We start from the raw sequence: 17746 nt of genomic DNA on the forward strand, positions 1-17746 counted from the left end.
GAGTCGTTATGTCTTTTATCGTACCGCGTGCGTTACCCTTTTCGCTGCTTGCCGCCCTGGTGTTAGCCGGGTGTGCTGAGAGGGAAGCTGCGCCACTGAAAAAGGGCGAAAAGCCCGTCGATGTGGCCAGCGTCGTGCGGCAAAAAATGCCCGCCACGGTGAAAGACCGGGACCAGTGGGCCTCGGCGCTGGCAAAAACCTTTGAGAGCCAGAAGATTGCCCCCACCGAGGAGAATATCTGCTCGGTGTTGGCGGTGGCGCAGCAGGAGTCGCTGTATCAGTCCGATCCGGCGGTGCCGGGGCTGAACAAAATCGCCTGGAAAGAGATCGATCGCCGGGCAGAAAAGCTGCACATCCCGGCGTTCCTGGTCCATACGGCGCTGAAAATCACCTCGCCGAACGGGAAAAGCTACAGCGAGCGGCTGGATACGGTGAAAACCGAGAAACAGCTGAGCGCCATCTTCGACGATATGATCGGTACGGTGCCGATGGGGCAGACCCTGTTTGGCTCCCTGAACCCGGTGCATACCGGTGGGCCAATGCAGGTCAGTATCGCCTTCGCGGAAAAGCATACCGACGGCTATCCGTGGAAAATCGAGAATACGGTGCGTCAGGAGGTCTTTTCCCTGCGCGGCGGCCTGTGGTTTGGCACCTACCATCTGCTGAACTATCCCGCCAGCTACGATGTGCCGCTCTACCGCTTTGCTGACTTCAACGCCGGCTGGTACGCCAGCCGCAATGCGGCATTCCAGAGTGCAGTCAGCCGCGCCAGCGGGGTGAAGCTGGCGCTGGACGGAGATCTGATCGTCTATGGCAGCAGCGAGGCAGGGAAGACGGAACTGGCGGTGCGTAAGCTTAAAAGCAAGCTGGATATGAGCGACAGTGAGATTCGCCAGCAGCTGGCGAAAGGCGACAGCCTGGCATTTGAGAAAACCGAACTTTATCAGCAGGTGTACAAGCTGGCGGAGCAGAAGAGCGGAAAGAAACTCCCGAAAGCGATATTACCGGGCATCCAGCTTGAGAGCCCGAAAATCACCCGCAATCTGACTACCGCCTGGTTTGCCCAGCGCGTTGATGATCGCCGGGCGAAGTGTATGGCGCTAAATTAGCGGTAGCGGCGCCAGCGCCCGACCAGGGCAACGGCGCCCAACACCACCAGCCCCACAAGGAACGGGATCAGCCCGAATACGGTCCCGACGCCCAGCCCAATCTCCACGCGCGGGCGACCGGAGTCTTCGACCTGCATCAGGTGCTCATACACGCCGGGAGCATGCACAAGGATATTCAGCAGCTGTGAGCCTGCCCAGAAGCAGAACAGCACAAACAGAGCGTATGCGATATTTCCTGCCGTGGAGGTCTTAGGTTGTCTGGTGCTGAAAATCGGCTTCGACATAGTAAAGTCTGCCATAACTACCTCCGGAATGTTCTGCCTGGCTATATGCCTGTTGTACACGCTGAGTTTGACAGCTCATGGCGGATGTCAATATCGGAATGATGGTAATTTGGCCTGGAGAATTCTCCTGGATGTGCGATTTTTGCCGCGCATCACAGATTTTTTACTTAAGTGAAATTCACTCTCATTTCAGATTTTCCGCATACGCCGCAGACCTGACGACAAAACTGTGCGAGGATAGATTTTTTCTTCTGGAGCGACCATGAAACTGCCTGCCAAAATCCGCCGTGACTGGCACTTCTATGCCTTTGCTATTGGGCTGATTTTTATTCTGAACGGGGTGGTGGGGCTGCTGGGCTTCGAAGCGAAGGGCTGGCAAACCTATGCGGTAGGGCTGGTGACCTGGGTTATCAGTTTCTGGCTGGCAGGGTTTATCATTCGCCGTCGCCCGGAAGAGACGACGGCGAACGACGCGGATTAACCGTTAACGGAAATCTGTAGCGCGCTGTCAGCGGCATGTCGCTCCAGCGCCAGTTCAATCAGGCGGGTAATCAGATCCGGGTAGCTGAGGCCGCTGGCTTGCCACAGTTTCGGGTACATGCTGATGTTGGTGAAGCCTGGCAGCGTGTTGATTTCATTGATCACGACGCGATTATCCGATGTTAAGAAGACATCGACACGCGCCATGCCGCGACAGCCCAGCGCCTGATACGCCTCAATGGCAATGGCGCGGATCGTGTCGTTCACCTCTGGATCCAGCGCGGCGGGCACCACCACCTGCGCGCCCTGGTCGTCGATGTATTTGGTGTCGTAAGAGTAGAACTCGCTGTTCAGCACCACTTCACCACAGGTGCTGGCCTGCGGGAAATCATTCCCCAGCACCGCGCACTCAATCTCACGGCCTTTGATTCCCTGTTCCACCACCACTTTGTGATCGAAGGTAAAGGCCAGACGCACCGCGTCGCTGAACTGCGCTTCGCTGTTCACTTTGCTGACGCCGACGGAGGAGCCCTGGTTCGCCGGTTTGACGAACAGCGGCAGGCCAAAGCGGGCGCTGAGATCGGCAAAGGTATGCTGGTCGCGGTTGGCGCGGGTCAGGGTGACAAAGGGGGCCACGTTCAGCCCGGCATCGCGCAGCAGGCGCTTGGTGACGTCCTTATCCATGCAGGCGGCGGAACCGAGCACGTCGGAGCCGACGAACGGCAGGTTAGCCATCCGCAGCATCCCCTGCAGGGAGCCGTCTTCGCCCAGCGTGCCGTGGACAATCGGGAAAATGACGTCGATCTGCGACAGTGTCTGCCCGGTACTGGCATTGATCAGCTGGCCCTGCATCACGCCTGGCACAGTGGCAACGCTAATCTCAGACGGGTTCAGCGCGATGTGCGCCGGATCGTCAGCGTTGAGCAGATAGCTCTGCTCGTCGTTAATGTGCCATTGACCCTGTTTATCAATGCCTAACAGCACGACCTCAAAGCGGCTCTTATCAATCGCGTTAACGATATTTTTGGCCGATTGCAGCGACACTTCGTGCTCGGCTGATTTTCCCCCAAAGACAATACCTACCCGCAACTTCGCCATCACTTCGCTCATCCACTCTGACTCAAAACGCTTACCCTATCACGATGCCCGGCGGAATTCGCCGCCTTCTGCCATAATGTTTTGGCACATTGTTTCAGGAGGGTGAGTGAAAGGGAAAAGCCTGATTATCTGTCTTGCTGTCATTGCTGCGGCCATCGCAAGCTACCGCTGGCTGCCGTCGTATTACAACCCCTTTGCCCCGCTATCTCTCGACGATCCTCCCGGGACCCTGACCCAGTTTAAGCTCAGGCGCCTGTCCCCTGAGCATTGTGAAATACTGCTGGCGCAGGCCAATGCGCGCCAGCTGATCCGCACCCAGACGGTGGCCGACAGCACGGGAGAGTGTCCGCTGAGCGACGTGGTGCGCGTGCGTAGCTTTGGCAGCGTCAGCCTCAGCAGCAGCTTTCTCGCCAGCTGCCCGCTGGCGCTCAGCTCGGCGCTGTTCGTCAACCAGCAGGCCCGGCCCCTTACCCAAACCATGATGGGCAGCAGCCTGTCGCGCATTGACCATCTTGGCAGCTTTGCCTGTCGGAACATCTATCATCGTCCGAATGCCCGGCGCAGCGAGCATGCCAGCGCCGAGGCGCTGGATATCAGCGGCTTTACGCTGGAGAACGGGCAGCGGATCTCGGTCCTGCGCGGCTGGCAAAACGCCACCACCCAGCCATGGCTGCGGGCGCTGCTGGGGGCCAGCTGCGGCTACTTCGGCAATGCCCTCGGCCCGGATTACAATGCCGCCCACGCCAACCATTTTCATCTGGGCATGCGCGGTTTTGGCTACTGCCCGCAAAGTATAAACCACCAGACAAAAGGCAAAAATATGTGACATGTTTCACAGATATGATGACTGGGAAGATAAAACACCGAAGTCGCGGCAGGCGCATCTCTGATAACTTTCGGCGCAGCCTGAGTTGGTAATCTGATAGCGAATTCATGCAAAACGAAGACAGTATCCGCCTATGGAATCGTGGAAAGTTAACCTCATTTCGGTCTGGTTCGGTTGTTTTTTCACCGGTCTTGCCATCAGCCAGATTTTACCTTTTTTGCCGCTGTACGTGTCCCAGCTTGGCGTCTCGTCCCACGAGGCGCTGTCGATGTGGTCAGGCCTGACTTTCAGCGTCACGTTTCTGGTCTCGGCCATTGTCTCGCCAATGTGGGGCAGCCTGGCCGACCGCAAAGGGCGCAAGCTGATGCTGCTGCGCGCCTCGCTGGGAATGGCGATTGCGATCCTGCTCCAGGCTTTTGCCACTAACGTCTGGCAGCTGTTCCTGCTGCGTGCGCTGATGGGGCTGACCTCCGGCTATATCCCGAATGCCATGGCGCTGGTGGCCTCACAGGTGCCGCGGGAGCGCAGCGGCTGGGCCATCAGTACCCTGTCGACGGCGCAGATCAGCGGCGTGATCGGCGGCCCGCTGATGGGGGGCTTTCTGGCTGACCACGTGGGCCTGCGCGCGGTATTCCTCATCACCGCCGTCCTGCTGGTGATCAGCTTTCTGGTGACGTTGTTTCTGATTAAAGAGGGGGCTCGCCCGACGACGAGCAAGGCGGAGCGGCTGAGCGGTAAGGCGGTGTTTGCCTCGCTACCCTACCCATGGCTGATGATCAGCCTGTTTATCACCACTATGGTGATCCAGCTCTGTAACGGTTCGGTGGGGCCGATCCTCGCACTGTTTATTCAGTCGATGGCGCCCGACAGCAATAATATCGCCTTCCTCAGCGGGATGATTGCCGCCGTGCCGGGCATCTCCGCGCTGATGTCTGCCCCGCGTCTGGGCAAGCTGGGGGATCGCATCGGCACCGGTCGCATTCTAATGGCGACGCTTATCGTGGCGGTGGTGCTCTTTTTTGCCATGTCCTTTGTTACCACCCCCTTCCAGCTTGGGGTGCTGCGCTTCCTGCTGGGCTTTGCCGATGGAGCCATGCTGCCTGCCGTACAGACGCTGCTGATTAAATACTCCAGCGATCGGGTAACCGGGCGGATCTTCGGTTATAACCAGTCGTTTATGTATCTGGGGAACGTCGCCGGTCCGCTGATGGGGGCGGCAGTCTCGGCGATGGCCGGATTCCGCTGGGTTTTTGCCGCCACCGCGGTGGTGGTCTTACTGAATATAATCCAGCTGGCATGGGCCATGCGGCGGCGACGCCAGCAGGAAGCCAGCATTCGGGGGAATAAGCGGTTGTAGCCTTGCTGTATAATATATTTAAGCAGGGCTGTCATTATCTTTTATTTGAAATGGCGGTTCTGCTTTTATTTTGCACTGCCTCGACGCTTTAATTTAATTTAAAGTGCCTCTTTCCCGGTTGCCCGGCAGATTAATTTATCAGGAGTGTGTTGTCCGGCTAAAAATAGTACTTTTAACTACTTTGCAAGCCTCAGGCATAATGATAACGTCGGAAAAAATCTCATAAGGAAATAGCGCTGTGAAAAATCTCATTGCTGAGTTGTTGCTGAAGCTTGCACAAAAGGAAGAAGAGTCAAAAGAGCTGGTGGCCCAGGTCGAAGCGTTAGAAATTGTGGTAACCGCGCTGTTACGACAGATGGCGCAAAGTGAGCAGCAGGCGCTGATTGATAGCGTGGAAGGCGCGCTGGATGAGGCCCGACCAGACACACAGGTCTCTGAGCAGGACAGCGAAATGCTGCAGCAATACGTAAAAAAGCTGTTACGGCACCCGCGCAACTGAACGGTCATCTGACGTAATTTCATGTCATAGAACCGTCACATCGGTTGCCTATAGTCGCTCTGTTTTATTTTTTTATGTATTTCTACATGGAAAAAATAAGTGAAACAGAGCGCACTTTATATTGCATTACTGTCCCTGTTATTTACCCCCACAATTTATGCTGAAACTGTGGCATCGACCAGGGTTCTGGATAATCGTGCCGCTCAGGGTGATATCACCCAGCCTGCCCCTGACCGGGCAATATATCCACTATGTGCCTGATAAAAAATCCGGCAAGCCAGATGGCGTCACCGACTCCACTGCCCGGCACGAAAAAACACCTAACGGGTGGTTTTTTCAGCAGCACGAACCAGACTTACTGTGATCATCCACAGAAGGAAAGTGCTATGAAAATCACACTGCTGGTTACGCTGCTCTTTGGTCTGTTTTCTCTTACCCCGGTGGGGGCCCAGGATAAACAGCAAACCCCGCAGCAGCAACGTATGACCACTTGCAATCAACAGGCCACCGCCCAGGCGCTGAAGGGCGATTCCCGTAAGACCTATATGAGCGACTGCCTGAAAAACGCCTCCTCTAAACCCGGCGAAAAAAGCCTGACGCCGCAGCAACAAAGGATGCGCGAATGCAACAGTCAGGCGACCCAACAATCCCTTAAAGGCGACGATCGAAATAAGTTTATGAGTGCCTGTCTGAAGAAAAACGGCTAGTTCAAACGGGTGAGCGAGCCCGGTGGCTCACCCGAAATATCATACTTAGCCTTGAGTAAGCCTTTCTATAATTTGGGAAAATGCTTTTGAGTGTTCCCAAAAATTATGAATGATGAAAACTTTTACAGCAAAGTCTATGCCCGGGAAGGAATGAGTCAGGCGCATTCAGCGGATGAGTATCACCGTGCGGGTATCCGACTGGCTCGTCGGCTGCGTTGGCCGCGAGCGGTGGGTCTGGGCATTCTCTTCTTACCGATTGCCAGCGTGCTGGTCGCGCAGCCGGTCAACGGTGTCTGGTGGCTGCTGCTGGTTGGCTGGGCGTTTGTCTGGCCCCATCTGGCCTGGCAATTAGCTGCGCGTTCTACCGATCCCTATAACGGCGAGATGTTTAACCTCAAAGTCGACGCCATTGTGGCCGGGGTCTGGATTGGGGTAATGGGAATTAATGCCATGCCAAGTGCGGCGCTGGTCATGATGATAAGCATGAACCTTATTGGCGTGGGCGGGATCCGGCTGTACGGCCCCGGGGTGATGATGACCGCACTGGCGGCGCTGGTCTCCCTGCAGCTCACGCGCGTGACGCCGGACTACGTCAGCACGCCGCTGGAACTCTGGCTCGCGCTGCCGGTGATCGTCTTTTACCCGATGCTGTTTGCCTGGGTGAGTTTCCATACGACGAGTCGTCTGGTGGAACATAAGCGCCGGCTTGAGCTGATGAGTACTCTTGATGGCATGACGGGGGTGTTTAATCGTCGCCACTGGGAAGTTTTGCTGCGCACGGAATATGAAAACTGCCGCCGCTATCACCGTAGCGCCACGCTCCTGCTGATCGATATCGATCACTTCAAGAGCATTAACGATACCTGGGGCCACGACATTGGCGATCAGGCGATTGTCGCCGTCACCCGGCAGCTACAGCTCACGCTACGCGCCAGCGATATGATTGGCCGCTTTGGCGGGGATGAGTTCGCGGTGATCATGAGCGGCACGCAGGCGGAAAGCGCCATTGCGGCAATGTCGCGGGTACACGAACGGCTGGCAGATTTACATCTGCCGGGATCGCCCCAGGTAAAGATATCCATCAGCGTCGGCGTAGCGCCGCTCACGACGTCGATGGTGCATTATCAGGAGTGGCTTAAAGCGGCGGATATCGCGCTCTACAAAGCGAAAAATGCCGGACGTAATCGCACCGAAGTGGCGGCCTGACGTCCGGCAGTCGGTCAGGACTTACTCAGCAGCTCTGATTTTTCCATGCACTTATTCATGGCTTCAATGACGGCGGCACGGAAGCCGCGCTCCTCCAGCACCCGCACTGCTTCAATAGTGGTGCCGCCCGGGGAACAGACCATATCTTTCAGCTCGCCCGGATGTTTACCGGTTTCGAGCACCATTTTGGCTGAGCCCATCACCGCCTGCGCGGCAAATTTATAGGCCTGCGCGCGCGGCATCCCGCCGAGAACGGCCGCATCGGCCATCGCTTCGATAAACATAAATACGTAGGCGGGCGCCGATCCGCTGACCCCGACCACCGGGTGGATCATCGCCTCGGCAATCACCTCGGCTTCCCCGAAACAGCGGAAAATGTTGATCACATCGGCCACCTCTTCGGCGGTCACCAGCGCGTTAGGGGTGATGGAGGTCATGCCCGCATTGACCAGCGACGGCGTGTTAGGCATGGCGCGGACGATTTTACGATCATGGCCCAGCGCGCGCGCCAGTTGATCGAGGGTGACGCCTGCGGCGATGGAGACCACCAGCGTCTCTTTATTCAGGCTGGAGGTGATATCGCTCAGGACTTTCACCATCATGTTCGGCTTCACTGCCCCGAAGACGATATCGGCTACCTGCGCCACTTCCTGAGCGCTTTGCGCGGCGTTGATCCCGTACTGGTCGTGCAGGGCGGCGACTTTGTCCGGCGAGGGGGTATAGACCCAAATCTGGCCCGGCAGGACCTGACCGCTGGCAATCAGACCGCCGAGAATGGCTTTGCCCATATTACCGCAGCCGATAAAACCGATTTTCTTCTCCATCACGTCTCCCTCTTAAACTTTGTTATGATTGTGGAACTTTAGCCTATCAGGTTTTATTACGCAGCATTATATGCCGGAGAGAGAAGATGGCGATTTGGGTGGATGCCGATGCGTGTCCGAATGTCATTAAAGAGATCCTGTTTCGTGCCGCCGAGCGCGTCCAGATGCCGATGACGCTGGTGGCGAATCAGAACCTGCGGGTACCGCCGTCCCGCTTTATTCGCACCCTGCGGGTACCGGCCGGTTTTGATGTGGCCGATAACGAAATCGTGCGTCTGTGCAGCGCCGACGACCTGGTGATCACCGCCGATATCCCGCTGGCGGCAGAAGTGCTGGAGAAAGGGGCGGCCGCGCTGAACCCGCGCGGGGAACGTTACTCCCCGGCTACCATTCGCGAAAAGCTGACGATGCGCGATTTTATGGATACCCTGCGTGCCAGCGGCGTGCAGACCGGCGGGCCGGACAGTTTATCCCCGCGCGACAGGCAGCTGTTTGCCGCCGAACTCGATAAATGGCTGCTGGAAGTGAAGCGCCGCCAGGGTTAATCATCACCATGACATATGATTTGACCAGGATTACCCCGTTCCGGGGTTGTCAACAGCGGGTGGCTTCAGGTAAGGTGAGCGCACCATTCAGTGCCATTATTTCTTTACAGAATCCCCCTTTGTATATCTGGGGTTGACTGGAATGTCATTTTAATACCACATCTGGTGTAATAATATTTTTACGATTAACTTATGTACTAGTTTAATGGTATCATTGCACGCTTTTCGACTTTACCTACCGCATGTGCGCGGCCTCAAAGGGAACTCCTGGTTATGACCCAGCCTATTTTTTTAATTGGCCCCCGCGGCTGTGGAAAAACAACCGTTGGTCTGGAACTGGCTCGTCTGTGCCAGAGCGAATTTGTCGACACCGATCACTGGTTACAGACCCACGCCGGTCAAAGCATTGCCGAGATCGTTGAGCAGGAAGGGTGGGAGAGTTTCCGCGCCCGCGAAACGGCGACCCTCGAGGCGGTGACGGCGGGTTCCGGCATTATTGCTACCGGCGGCGGCATTATTCTGTCGGCATGGAACCGTCAGTTTATGCGCGAAAAGGGTACTGTGATTTACCTTAGCGCGCCGGTGCCGGTGCTGGTTGAACGCCTCGAAGCCTTCCCGGAAGAGGGCCAGCGCCCGACCCTGACCGGCAAGCCCATCAGCGAAGAGGTGAGTGCGGTGCTGGCAGAGCGCGACGCCCTCTATCGCGAAGCCGCTCACCACGTCGTCGATGCTTCGCTGCCACCGGCCCAGGTGGTACAAAACATCGTAACCGCACTGCATCTGGCATGCGCCAGCTAACTGATGTCTATACTGATAGTTCAGCCATTAAAAAAAGGATGAACTATGCCAACCAGACCTCCCTATCCGCGTGAAGCCCGTATCGTTGCCGTTGAAAAAGGTGCGACGGGCCAGACTGTCACCTGGTATCAGCTGCGTGCTGACCACCCAAAACCCGATTCGCTGATCAGCGAGCACGAAACGGAGCTCGAAGCGCAGGATGCCAAAGTGCGTTACGAAGACCCGGATAAGGCCTGATCAAAATCTGAAAGCGGAAAAAACCGAACGCTAATCACACTATTTAAAAAGCGATAGCCTTAAACGGAGGGTAATGTACAGGTTTTACAGACACATCCTGTCAGGCTCGCGGATCTTTACATTCCGGTACGTTAATCTGCTGCTACGCTTTTCAGCACTTTTTCCTGAACAGCGCACTGTACAGCGAAGCGAGCCTGTCTCTGTGTCACGGTCGGTGGTAGTAAAGAAAGGCGAGAATGATGAAAGCGACGTTGGCGATCCTCACCATTGGGGTAGTCCCGGTAAGCGAAGTGCTCCCGCTCTTAACGGAGCATATCTCTGAACAACAGATCACGCACCACAGTCTGCTCGGTACGCTGAGCAGGGAAGAGGTCATGGAAGACTACGCCCCTGAACCGGGTGAGGCGCTGCTGCCAACCCTGCTCAGCGACGGCGAGCTGGGCAACGTTTCGCTGCCAAAGATCGAACGCGCCCTGCAGAGCGTGATTGAAGTCCTCGATAACCGGGACTATGAGGTGATCCTGTTGATGAGCACGGCGCCTGTCACCGGTCTCGTTGCCCGTAATGCGATCCTGCTTGAGCCGATGCGGATCATCCCGCCGCTGGTGGGATCGATTGTCGACAGCCATCAGGTGGGGGTGATCGTGCCGATCCCCGAACTGCTGGAAAACCAGTCGCATAAGTGGCGTGGGCTGGTGAATACCCCACTGCTCGCCGTGGCCAATCCATTCTGGGACAGCGAAACAAAACTGATCGCCGCCGGGCGCGATCTGCTTGAGCGCGGCGCGGACGTGCTGATGCTCGATTGCCTCGGTTTCCATCAACGTCACCGCGATTTACTGCAAAAAACTCTGGATGTGCCGGTGCTGCTGTCAAACGTGCTGGTCGCCCGGCTGGCCTCGGAATTGCTGGTCTGATGATTTTGCGTGACAGGCATGGAGCGTCACCCCTATATTGGATTCACATCCAATGACAATAAGGACCCGTCCATGCTTCAGAGTAATGAATACTTTTCCGGTAAAGTGAAGTCCATTGGTTTTACCAGCAGCATTACTGGCCGTGCCAGTGTTGGCGTGATGGCGGAAGGGGAGTATGCCTTCGGTACCGCGCAGCCTGAAGAGATGACCGTGGTCAGCGGTTCACTGAAAGTGTTATTGCCGGGGGAAACCGAGTGGAAGGTCTATAACCCGGGCGATGTTTTCAACGTGCCAGGCCACAGCGAATTCCATCTGCAGGTGGCTGAGCCTGCGTCCTATCTGTGTCGTTATCTGTAAAAAAAAGAGCCGGGTTAACCCGGCTCCTGTTTCTGGCATAAAGCCTGGCATGAAGCATTAACGCTGTGCTTCGCCGCCTAGCCCTTCCACCACGCTCTGAATCAACGCCGCCAGTTCACCCGTCATCAGAATGAAATCAGCATCAAAACGCTGGGCATAGTCGTCCCGGTCGATATCGTCGTTCTGATCGCGCAGCTCATCGGAGAACTTCAGGCGCTTGATGGAGCCATCGTCACACATCATGAACTGAATACGCTGCTGCCAGTCGAGTGCCAGCTTGGTCACCAGCTTGCCGGCTTCGATATGCACCGCGATCTCGTCGCTGACCAGCTCCTGCTTCTTGGCGCGGATCACGCCGCCGTCTTCAAGGATCGCTTTCAGCTCGGCTTCGTCCAGCAGCTGGAAACCCTGCGGGACGTTGTTGGCCCGCACCCACTCGGTGAGGGTCAGCTCGATCGGGTTTTCCATCGTCAGCGGCACCACCGGCAGCGAACCGAGGCTTTTACGCAGCAATGCCAGCGTATCTTCCGCTTTTTTGGCGCTGGCGCAGTCGACCATAATCAGGCCGTTAACCGTGTCGATCCACATCATTGTCTGGCTGAAGCGGCTAAAGGCACGCGGCAGCAACGAATGCAGAACTTCATCTTTCAGCGAATCTTTTTCCGTTTTTTTCAGCTTACGGCCCTGTTCGGCTTCCAGCTTGAAAATTTTGGCTTCCAGCGCCTGTTTCACTACCGGCGTCGGCAGGATCTTCTCTTCCTTACGCGCGCAGATAATGATTTGACCATTGGTGGTGTGGGTCAGCGCATCGCTCTGTGATCCCATAGGCGGAACCCATCCGGTTTTCGCCATGTCCTGGCTACCACACGGGGTAAATGCGTAAAGGTCTAACTGTTTTTCCATCTCGTCGGCACGCAGCTCGATGTCGCGGCTGAGACGGTAAACCATCAAATTTTTGAACCACAGCATGATAATTTCCACGGTCTTGTCGTTTAATTCAGCGGGCATGATAGCGAATTGTCGCATCGCTTGCATTGCTAATCGGGTAGCAGGCTTCTACTCTGTTGATAATCAAAAAAATGAGGAACGTCCTGTGCGAATTGGTATTGATCTCGGCGGCACCAAAACAGAAGTCATTGCCCTGGGCGAGCAGGGGGAACAGCTGTTCCGCCATCGCCTGCCGACCCCGCGCGATGATTACCGGCAGACCATTGAAACCATTGCCAGCCTGGTGGAGATGGCCGAAAAGGCCACCGGCCAGACGGGCACGGTGGGCATGGGCATTCCAGGTTCGATTTCGCCCTATACCGGGGTGGTGAAAAATGCTAACTCCACCTGGCTTAACGGCCAGCCCTTCGACCGCGATTTAAGCCAGCGCCTGAACCGGGAAGTACGGCTGGCGAACGACGCCAACTGCCTGGCAGTATCGGAGGCGATCGACGGCGCGGCAGCGGGGGCGCAGACGGTATTCGCGGTAATCATCGGCACCGGCTGTGGGGCAGGCGTGGCCTTGGGTGGCCGGGCCCATATCGGCGGCAACGGCACCGCAGGCGAGTGGGGACATAACCCGCTGCCGTGGATGGATGAGGACGAGCTGAAGTACCGCGCCGAAGTGCCGTGCTACTGCGGAAAACAGGGCTGTATCGAAACCTTTATTTCCGGCACCGGCTTCGCCACCGATTACCGTCGTCTGAGCGGACATCCGCTGAAAGGCAATGAGATCATGCGTCTGGTGGAAGAGCAGGACGCCGTTGCGGAGCTGGCCTTCAGCCGCTACGAAATGCGGCTGGCTAAATCGCTGGCGCACGTAGTGAATATTCTCGATCCGGACGTGATCGTGTTGGGCGGCGGGATGAGCAACGTGGATCGCCTCTATACCACCGTACCGCAGCTGGTGAAGCAGTGGGTGTTTGGCGGCGAATGTGAAACGCCGATCCGCAAAGCGGTACACGGCGACTCCAGCGGCGTGCGCGGCGCCGCCTGGTTATGGCCACACTGATCGTGCGAATGCCGGGCGGCGCTGCGCTTGCCCGGCCTACGAAACGGCAAATTCTTTATCCAGTCTGCTGTACCCCAGCCCGTTAATTTTCTTCACTTTGATCTGTACCGGAATGCGCTCTTTCATCGCCTCGACGTGGCTGATGACGCCGATGGTTTTGCCGCTGGCATTCAGCGCATCCAGGGCATCCAGAGCGGTATCCAGCGTTTCGCTGTCCAGGGTGCCGAAACCCTCATCAAGGAACAGCGAGTCAATCTGCGTTTTGTGGCTCACCAGGTCGGAGAGCGCCAGCGCCAGCGCCAGACTCACGAGGAAACTTTCGCCGCCGGAAAGGGTGCGAGTATCGCGCACGGCATCCGCCTGCCAGGTATCTACCACTTCCAGCTCCAGCGCGTCGCTGGCCTTGCGTTGCAGGAGGTAGCGGCCATGCAGGCGGGTCAGCTGCTGGTTGGCGAGCCACACCAGGTTGTCGAGGGTTAAGCCCTGGGCAAACTTACGGAAGCGATCCCCCTCTTTAGAACCGATCAGCGCGTTGAGATAACCCCAGTCATCCGCCAGCCGGGCTGCGGCCGCAATTTCCTGCATCAGCGCCTGCTGGTGCAGGCGGTTATCGCTGTCCTGCTTGAGCTGCTGGCGGATCTCCCCCTGGCGGGTGGTGTTTTCACGCAGCTTCTGCACGAGCTGCTGTAGCTGCGCCTGTAAAAGCTGCACGTCTGTCGTCAGGTTGTCCGGGCGATGTTCCAGATGTTCCTTCAGCCGTTGGCCGGCCTGCTGGAGCAGCGCCGTGGCCTGCTGGATCTGATTCTCGAGGGTCTGCTTCTGCTGCTCCAGGCGGTGAAGGGTCGCGTCATCCAGCAGGGCCGCGAGAAACGCCTCGCGATCGCGGAAGACGCTGGCGGCCAGCGCGGCGGCAAACTGTTCCTGGGCGTGTTGCAGGCGTTCGCTTTCCAGCCTGAACTGCTGTTGCAGGGTGGCAAGCTGGCTGTGCAGGGAGACGCACTCGGTATGAATTTCGCGCCAGTTCTCAGGAATAACGCTTTCTGCTTCAATGGACTCCGCCGCCGGAAGGGTCTCCAGCAGCGGCGTCAGGGCAGCCATGCGTTCCCGCAGGGCGCTATGCTGGGACTGCAACGCCTGCCAGTGCTGCGCCTCTTTTTCACGTTCCGCGAGCCAGGCCGGCTCCCCGCCGTCCTCAGGCATCGCCAGCGACAATTCCTGGAGGGATTTCTCCATCGCGGTGCGGGTTGCCGCCAGCTGCTGGAGATAGCTTTGCTCCTGGGCTTCCTCATCTGTTAGCTGGTTTTGCAGCGCCAGGCGCTGGCTAAGCTGGTAAAGCTGCTGTTCGTACTGCTCCTGCTGATTCAGCCAGGGGGCGATATCATCCTGAATATTCAACGTCACCGTCAGGGAAGCGCAAACCTGCTGCCACTCCTCGGTGAGCGCCTGCGCGTCCCGGGCCAGCGTCTGCGCCTCGTCTGTTTCCCGCTGCAGCTGGGTGGTGAGGGCATTCACCTGGCCCAGCAGCAGCAGGCCTTCCTCTTTGAGGGCGGCGACCTCTTTTTCCATCGCGTCCCGGCGGCGCTGGTTTTCCGTGAGCGCTAAGGCCTGGTACTGCGCGATCGCCGGATGTTCGGTGGAGCCACAGAGCAGGCAGGGTTTTCCGGATTCCAGTTCGGCCCGATAGCTCTCCAGCTTCTTGATCTTCTCTTCCTGCTCGCACAGGACTTTCAGATCGAGATAGTGCTGGTTTTTCTCTTTGTACTGCTGGCGGCGCAGCGTCAGCGTGTCGTTGAGTTTTGCCAGCTCGCCCTGCGCCTTTTGCAGGCTTTCGTTATTCTGGCTGAGGCGCTTTTGCAGAGGCTGATAGCGGGCATGCAGGGTGGTCAGACGCTGGCGCGCCGCGCGGGCCTGGTTTTGCAGCGCCATTTCGGCGGTGACTTGTTCCGCCGTGAGCGTCAGCCTGTTTTCCGGCAGACCTGCCAGCTTCTGCCGTAATTCCGCAATACGCCGGGTCAGCGTCGCGAGCTGCGTTTTATCGCGATTCAGCTGGGTAAAGTGTGCACGCCAGCCTGCCATCTCCTGACCCCACTGGCGCAAGCGGTCGTGGTCGGCCAGCCACTGCGTCAGGGTGGTGAGCTCGGTCTGCAGCTGTTCCTGTGCGCGCAGCGCTCCGTTGCGGATCCGCGCGCGCAGCGCCTCGCTGGACTGTAAGCGAGTATTCACATCCAGCATCTGCTGTTCCGTTTGCGCCAGGCGGATGCTCTGCTCCTGCTGCCGCTCCCACTGCGGACGCAGCAGGGCGGCGGGCTGGGCCAGATGCAGCTTTTCCAGCTCTGGGGTAGCGTCGGCCAGGGCCTGCTGCGCCTGCTGCCGGGCGGCCATCGACCGCTGCTGCTCGCGCAACAGCTCATCGTGACGGGTCAGCCAGTGAAAATCTTTCTGCTGCGCTTCCTGTTGAGCCAGCAGCTGTTGTTCTTCGTCAGTGAGTACCTGCAAACCTTGCTGAAGTTGCAGTTGCTGCTCGTCGCTGAGTAATACCACGCCAGCGGCCTGGGCTTCACGCCTCTCCAGCTCGCTGCGCGCCGCTTTGTGTTTTTCAAACACCATCGCTGAGATCTGGCCGTAAATTTCGGTGCCGGTCAGCTCCTCCAGCAGCTCGGCGCGCTCTTTCGGCCTGGCGTTGAGGAAAGCGGCAAATTGCCCCTGGGAGAGCAGCATCGAACGGGTAAAGCGGTCATAGTCCAGCCCGGTCAGCGAGGCGACAAGCTCCAGCTTATCTTTCACTTTATCCGCGAGGATTTTGCCGTCCTCGCACTGGGCCAGCTCCACGCGCGGCACCTGGAGATTACCGTCCGGCTGATTGCGCGCCCGGTTCTGACTCCAAAAGGCGCGATAGGCCACCCCTTTCACCTCAAACTCCACCTCCGCCAGACACTCGGCGGTGTCGCGGGTCATCAGATCGTTCTGCGATTGCGAGACGGTGTTGAGGCGCGGCGTCTCGTGGTAGAGCGCGAGGCAGATGGCATCCAGCAGGGTGGTTTTCCCGGCACCGGTAGGGCCGGTGATGGCAAACAGGCCGTTGCTGAGAAAGGGCTCGGCGGTAAAATCGATTTTCCATTCGCCCTTGAGCGAGTTGAGGTTTTTCAGGCGCAGGCTGAGAATTTTCATGCGTTATCCTCCTCGTTATCCAGGGCGTGCAGCGCATGGCTGAACAGCTCGTTTAACCGGGTTCGCTGGGCGTCGTCGAGGGTCTCCTGCGCCAGGCGGCGTTCGAACACCTCTTCCACGCGCAGCTCACTGAGGGTTTCACGCAGGCTGTTGGCGAGGAGCTTCTCGCGCAGCTCGCGACTGCGCCGTACCAGCAGCACCTCCACCGGCAGATCTTCCGTCAGGCGCTGAATCTTACGCTGCATGTCGTGCAGGTACTCCTCGGTGGCAATTTCGATATCCAGCCAGACGGGGGGCGTCTGCTCCACGCCGCGCCACTGCTCCAGCTGGGCGGCGATGGCCGCCAGATCGCCCTTCAGCACTGCCAGCGGTTGGGTGATGGGCACCTCCAGAGATTCAACGGCGCTGAGCTTACCCTGGTCAAAACTCACCAGATGCACGCATTTGCTTTTGCCGGTTTCATCAAAGCTGAGGGGGATAGGGGAGCCGCAGTAGCGAATGTGGTCGCAGCCGCCAATCTTCTGGGCGCGGTGGATATGGCCCAGCGCGATATAGTCCGCCGCCGGGAAATGCTGGGCGGGGAAGGCATCCAGCGTCCCGATATAGATGTCACGTACTGCGTCACTTTTACTGGCACCGACGGTAGTGAGGTGCCCGGTGGCGATAATCGGCAGGACGCTGTCGCCGCGAAGCTGACAGGCGGCGGTATACTGATCGGCATAATAGTGGGTGATGGCGGCTAACAGCTGCTGCTGTTTCTCCATCCCCGAGAGGCCCGCCTGGCTTTTCATCACGTCGCGAGGACGTAAGAACGGGATCGGACAGAGCACCGCTCCGGGGGTACCGTCGCGTTTGCGCAGAATTTGCGGTCCGTGACCGGCGCAGGCGACCACGGTGGTGTTGAGAAACGCCAGAATCTCACGGGATTCATTCAGCGTGGCCACGGAATCATGATTGCCGGCCACAATCACCAGATGGCAGCCGGTCTTCTGCAGGTTGACCACGAAACGGTTATACAGCTCTCGCGCATAGCTGGGCGGCGATCCGGTGTCGAAGATGTCCCCGGCCACGAGGATGGCGTCCACCTGGTGGGATTGCGCCATCTCAAGCAGCCAGTTGAGGAACGCTTCATGTTCGGCGGCGCGGCTTTTACTGTAAAAGTTTTGTCCCAGATGCCAGTCCGAGGTGTGAAGTATGCGCATAACAGATCCGTGGCAAAAAAAAGTAAGCGGGATTATAAACATTCAGGGGAAGGAAGATAACCGCTACAATCAGGGCGGCCAGAAAACAACGGCTTGCCTTTATTGGTGGGCAGGTTTTTCATAAATCTGTCAT

At 57.7% G+C, this 17746-nt stretch carries 19 protein-coding genes and 1 pseudogene; 14 read left to right on the top strand and 6 right to left on the bottom strand.

The window, feature by feature from the left end:
* Positions 1 to 8: 8 nt before the first annotated feature.
* Positions 9 to 1109 (top strand): DUF1615 domain-containing protein, encoded by a 1101-nt coding sequence (locus tag ACP4QI_RS04460; protein ID WP_142488387.1) that lies wholly within the window; start codon positions 9 to 11, stop codon positions 1107 to 1109.
* Here the strand turns inward: ACP4QI_RS04460 and ACP4QI_RS04465 are convergent.
* On the bottom strand, positions 1106 to 1408 hold the full coding sequence (locus ACP4QI_RS04465; RefSeq protein ID WP_285128599.1) for a DUF2755 family protein: 303 nt from the start codon (positions 1406 to 1408) through the stop codon (positions 1106 to 1108). The genes ACP4QI_RS04460 and ACP4QI_RS04465 overlap by 4 nt on opposite strands.
* Positions 1409 to 1655: 247 nt before the next feature.
* Between ACP4QI_RS04465 and ACP4QI_RS04470 the strand changes: the two genes are divergently transcribed.
* A complete protein-coding gene (locus ACP4QI_RS04470; RefSeq protein WP_142488388.1) occupies positions 1656 to 1874 on the top strand; it encodes a DUF2754 domain-containing protein in 219 nt (72 codons plus the stop codon).
* Here the strand turns inward: ACP4QI_RS04470 and ddlA are convergent.
* A complete protein-coding gene (gene ddlA / locus ACP4QI_RS04475; RefSeq protein ID WP_285128677.1) occupies positions 1871 to 2971 on the bottom strand; it encodes a D-alanine--D-alanine ligase in 1101 nt (366 codons plus the stop codon). The genes ACP4QI_RS04470 and ddlA overlap by 4 nt on opposite strands.
* A gap of 106 nt (positions 2972 to 3077) precedes the next feature.
* On the opposite strand from ddlA, the gene ACP4QI_RS04480 reads away from it, so the two are divergent.
* From ACP4QI_RS04480 to adrA, 6 genes and pseudogenes are all read left to right on the top strand, one after another.
* Complete coding sequence (locus ACP4QI_RS04480) at positions 3078 to 3797, top strand: extensin-like domain-containing protein (protein WP_156263063.1); 720 nt, start codon at positions 3078 to 3080, stop codon at positions 3795 to 3797.
* 133 nt (positions 3798 to 3930) lie between these two features.
* Positions 3931 to 5154, top strand: a complete 1224-nt coding sequence (locus tag ACP4QI_RS04485) for a multidrug efflux MFS transporter (RefSeq protein ID WP_142488391.1) — start codon at positions 3931 to 3933, stop codon at positions 5152 to 5154.
* 238 nt (positions 5155 to 5392) lie between these two features.
* Entirely contained in the window at positions 5393 to 5653 is a 261-nt protein-coding gene (gene iraP, locus ACP4QI_RS04490; RefSeq protein WP_142488392.1) for an anti-adapter protein IraP, read from the top strand.
* 99 nt (positions 5654 to 5752) lie between these two features.
* Positions 5753 to 5957: pseudogene (locus ACP4QI_RS04495) on the top strand (alkaline phosphatase); the annotation flags it as partial.
* Positions 5958 to 6039: 82 nt separating this feature from the next.
* Positions 6040 to 6360, top strand: a complete 321-nt coding sequence (gene psiF / locus ACP4QI_RS04500) for a phosphate starvation-inducible protein PsiF (RefSeq protein ID WP_142488393.1) — start codon at positions 6040 to 6042, stop codon at positions 6358 to 6360.
* 90 nt (positions 6361 to 6450) lie between these two features.
* Positions 6451 to 7566 (top strand): diguanylate cyclase AdrA, encoded by a 1116-nt coding sequence (gene adrA / locus ACP4QI_RS04505; protein ID WP_426495160.1) that lies wholly within the window; start codon positions 6451 to 6453, stop codon positions 7564 to 7566.
* A gap of 14 nt (positions 7567 to 7580) precedes the next feature.
* On the opposite strand, the gene proC is transcribed toward adrA, so the two are convergent.
* On the bottom strand, positions 7581 to 8390 hold the full coding sequence (gene proC, locus ACP4QI_RS04510) for a pyrroline-5-carboxylate reductase (RefSeq protein ID WP_142488395.1): 810 nt from the start codon (positions 8388 to 8390) through the stop codon (positions 7581 to 7583).
* An 86-nt stretch (positions 8391 to 8476) separates the two neighbouring features.
* Between proC and ACP4QI_RS04515 the strand changes: the two genes are divergently transcribed.
* The 5 genes from ACP4QI_RS04515 to ppnP all read left to right on the top strand — a co-directional run bounded on the left by ACP4QI_RS04515 (position 8477) and on the right by ppnP (position 11244).
* On the top strand, positions 8477 to 8935 hold the full coding sequence (locus ACP4QI_RS04515; protein WP_156263067.1) for a YaiI/YqxD family protein: 459 nt from the start codon (positions 8477 to 8479) through the stop codon (positions 8933 to 8935).
* A 273-nt stretch (positions 8936 to 9208) separates the two neighbouring features.
* A complete protein-coding gene (gene aroL / locus ACP4QI_RS04520) occupies positions 9209 to 9733 on the top strand; it encodes a shikimate kinase AroL (RefSeq protein WP_156263068.1) in 525 nt (174 codons plus the stop codon).
* 45 nt (positions 9734 to 9778) lie between these two features.
* The gene (gene yaiA, locus ACP4QI_RS04525) at positions 9779 to 9970 is read left to right on the top strand and encodes a protein YaiA (protein WP_142488398.1); all 192 of its coding nucleotides are present in this window, start codon (positions 9779 to 9781) and stop codon (positions 9968 to 9970) included.
* 239 nt (positions 9971 to 10209) lie between these two features.
* The gene (locus tag ACP4QI_RS04530; RefSeq protein ID WP_142488399.1) at positions 10210 to 10887 is read left to right on the top strand and encodes an AroM family protein; all 678 of its coding nucleotides are present in this window, start codon (positions 10210 to 10212) and stop codon (positions 10885 to 10887) included.
* Between the two features lie 72 nt (positions 10888 to 10959).
* Positions 10960 to 11244 (top strand): pyrimidine/purine nucleoside phosphorylase, encoded by a 285-nt coding sequence (ppnP, locus tag ACP4QI_RS04535; protein WP_106992107.1) that lies wholly within the window; start codon positions 10960 to 10962, stop codon positions 11242 to 11244.
* Between the two features lie 57 nt (positions 11245 to 11301).
* Here ppnP and rdgC read toward each other — a convergent pair whose 3' ends face one another.
* Complete coding sequence (gene rdgC, locus ACP4QI_RS04540; protein WP_156263070.1) at positions 11302 to 12213, bottom strand: recombination-associated protein RdgC; 912 nt, start codon at positions 12211 to 12213, stop codon at positions 11302 to 11304.
* A 124-nt stretch (positions 12214 to 12337) separates the two neighbouring features.
* Here rdgC and mak point away from each other — a divergent pair, with 124 nt between their 5' ends.
* On the top strand, positions 12338 to 13243 hold the full coding sequence (mak, locus tag ACP4QI_RS04545) for a fructokinase (RefSeq protein ID WP_307762157.1): 906 nt from the start codon (positions 12338 to 12340) through the stop codon (positions 13241 to 13243).
* A gap of 36 nt (positions 13244 to 13279) precedes the next feature.
* On the opposite strand, the gene sbcC is transcribed toward mak, so the two are convergent.
* Positions 13280 to 16411 (bottom strand): exonuclease subunit SbcC, encoded by a 3132-nt coding sequence (sbcC, locus tag ACP4QI_RS04550; protein WP_426495159.1) that lies wholly within the window; start codon positions 16409 to 16411, stop codon positions 13280 to 13282.
* Complete coding sequence (sbcD, locus tag ACP4QI_RS04555) at positions 16408 to 17613, bottom strand: exonuclease subunit SbcD (RefSeq protein ID WP_426495158.1); 1206 nt, start codon at positions 17611 to 17613, stop codon at positions 16408 to 16410. The genes sbcC and sbcD overlap by 4 nt, the downstream gene beginning before the upstream one ends.
* Positions 17614 to 17746 lie beyond the last annotated feature (133 nt).

Source organism: Leclercia sp. TB492, assembly GCF_049974505.2.
Lineage (GTDB): Bacteria > Pseudomonadota > Gammaproteobacteria > Enterobacterales > Enterobacteriaceae > Enterobacter > Enterobacter adecarboxylatus_C.